2 protein-coding genes are annotated in these 2,901 nt (G+C 34.4%); both read right to left on the bottom strand.

The annotated features are described in order from the left end of the window. On the bottom strand, positions 1-1,009 hold a 1,009-nt coding region (locus VFS71_RS10715), incomplete at its 3' end, for a RimK/LysX family protein (RefSeq protein ID WP_326401211.1). 140 nt (positions 1,010-1,149) lie between these two features. Beyond that, positions 1,150-2,901: ATP-dependent Clp protease ATP-binding subunit (locus tag VFS71_RS10710; protein ID WP_326401210.1), on the bottom strand; the 1,752-nt coding region annotated here is incomplete at its 5' end.

The following is a 2,901-nucleotide window of genomic DNA, read 5'->3' as shown; positions in this document are numbered from 1 at the left end:
TATTTGCATTAAGGCTTTTGAATGCGTTAATTACACTTTCAGCAGCTTTTTTTGTTTCTGCCAATACAACACCTTTTCCTTGTGTTCCTTCCAGTAATTTTACAATAAGAGGTGAACCTCCAACCATTTTGATTAAATTATCAGTATCTAAAGGGGAATTGGCAAATCCAGTTGTTGGAATGTCAACACCGTGATTCAGTAATAATTGTAATGAAAATAATTTATCCCTGGATTGTGTGATAGCAGTCGATGAGTTTAAGCAATACACTTTCAGGGCTTCAAACTGTCTTGTTAAGGCACAACCATAAAAGGTAATACTTGGTCTAATTCTGGGGATGATTGCGTCAAATTGGTTCAATATTTTTCCTCCACGATAATGAATTTCTGGAGTTTTGGCATCCAGTTTCATATAGCATTCCTTAATATTCAAAAAATGCATTTCATGACCACGCATTTCTCCAGCTTCCATAATTCTTTTATTGCTGTACAATTCAGGATTACTGGCTAAAAGTCCGATTCTTAAACCAGAACTTGCTTTTTCTGAATTTTTATAAAGTTCTGTGAGACTTTCCGTAGTAGGTTGTCCTAAAAGGTATTTTTGTTCTGGGTCAACCAATATTCTTCCACTCATGGCTTCACGTCCCAAAAGCATTCTAAACCCCATTGAATCGCGATTTGTCAAAGTCATTTCGATGGGCCATTTGGTGTCTCCAATGGAAATGTTGGTTTGAATAACATAACGATGTTCCCTAAAACCACTAGAACTTTTTACGATTCTTTTGTCAACCATTGGAGCTTCACAATGGATAACAGTTTTTATATTGTTTTGTATAGGATTAATGTCAAACTTTACCCAATTGGCATCATTTTTTATAAATGGAGCAATATTGATGGCATGCAAAGCAGATGTTTTTGCGCCAGAATCGACACGGGCTTTAATTGTTGGAATACCTAATTCTGGAAAAGAGCACCATTCTTCGCTACCCAGTATGACTTTATTTTGAAACATAAATTAATTTTGGTTGGTCTTTTTTATAACTATCAAATGTAGATATTTGTTTTTAAAAAAATACGATAATATCCTATAAAAAATAAACCCGTTATGTTATTAAAACGTAACGGGTTTGTTATGGAGTATTTTATTTTAAATTATTGATTAGTAGGTTCTTCAGCTTGATTGGTGGGTTCCTCTGCCTTGTGTATGTTTACGGTTAATTCTTGTGAACCATCCACGATATCCATAAAGATTTCATCACCAGATGCAATTTTTGAAGTGATAATTTCTTCAGCCAATGTATCTTCAACATATTTCTGAATAGCTCTTTTTAATGGTCTTGCACCAAATTGTTTGTCAAAACCTTTATCGGCGATAAATGCTTTGGCTTTATCAGATAATTTTAACTGATAACCTAGTTCTTTGATGCGATCATAAAGTTTTTTTAACTCGATTTCAATAATTAAATTGATGTCCTCTTTTTCTAAAGTGTTAAACACAATTACATCATCAATTCTATTCAAAAATTCTGGTGCAAAAGCTTTCTTTAAAGCATTTTCAATAACGCTTTTAGAATTGTCATCGGCTTGTGCAATTTTGGCAGCAGTGCCAAATCCAACTCCTTGTCCAAAATCTTTTAATTGTCGAGCACCAACATTAGATGTCATAATGATAATCGTGTTCTTGAAATCAATTTTTCGGCCTAAACTATCGGTTAAAAAACCATCATCAAGCACTTGAAGCATCATGTTGAAAACATCAGGATGTGCTTTTTCAATTTCATCAAGTAATACCACGCAATATGGTTTTCTACGAACTTTTTCGGTTAATTGACCGCCTTCTTCGTAACCTACATATCCTGGAGGCGCTCCAACCAATCTTGAAATCGCAAATTTCTCCATGTATTCGCTCATGTCAATTCTAACCAATGCATCCTCAGAATCAAATAATTCCTTAGCAAGAACTTTGGCTAATTGTGTTTTACCAACACCAGTTTGACCTAAGAAAATAAAAGAACCAATCGGTTTGTTTGGGTCTTTCAATCCAGCGCGATTTCTTTGAATAGAACGAGCGATTTTTAAAACAGCCTCGTTTTGTCCAATTACTTTATTTTGAATTAGCTCAGGCAATTTGGCTAGTTTGTTACTTTCAGTTTGTGCAATACGATTTACCGGAATTCCAGTCATCATAGATACAACATCAGCTACATTGTCTTCAGTTACCAATATTCTGTTGGTTTTAGAATCTTCTTCCCATTGTTCTTGCGCTATAGCTAAATCTTTTTCTATCTTTTTCTCATCATCACGAAGTTTAGCTGCTTCTTCATATTTTTGTTTCTTAACAACCAAATTTTTCAACTCACGAACTTCTTCCAATTGTCGTTCCAGATCTAATATTTGTTTTGGAACATCAATATTGGTGATATGAACTCTAGATCCAGCTTCATCCAATGCATCAATGGCTTTGTCTGGTAAAAATCGTTCAGACATGTAGCGATTTGTTAATTTAACACAAGCTTCAATAGCTTCGGGTGTATAAATTACATTATGATGATCTTCGTATTTGTTTTTAATGTTGTTTAAAATAGCAATTGTTTCTTCAACAGAAGTAGGTTCAACAATTACTTTTTGAAAACGTCTTTCAAGTGCTCCATCTTTTTCTATGTATTGACGATATTCGTCTAATGTAGTCGCACCTATACATTGAATTTCACCTCTTGATAATGCTGGTTTGAACATATTGGAAGCGTCTAGTGAGCCTGTTGCTCCACCAGCACCAACAATCGTATGAATTTCATCGATGAAAAGAATGATGTCATCATTTTTTTCCAATTCATTCATTACGGCTTTCATTCTTTCTTCAAACTGTCCTCTATATTTGGTTCCGGCAACAAGGCTTGCCAAGTC

Origin of the sequence: Flavobacterium sp. (assembly GCF_035760125.1) — a bacterium.
Classification (GTDB): domain Bacteria; phylum Bacteroidota; class Bacteroidia; order Flavobacteriales; family Flavobacteriaceae; genus Flavobacterium.
The sequence above is the reverse complement of the archived record's forward strand: the minus strand, read 5'-3'. Positions and strand labels throughout refer to the sequence as shown.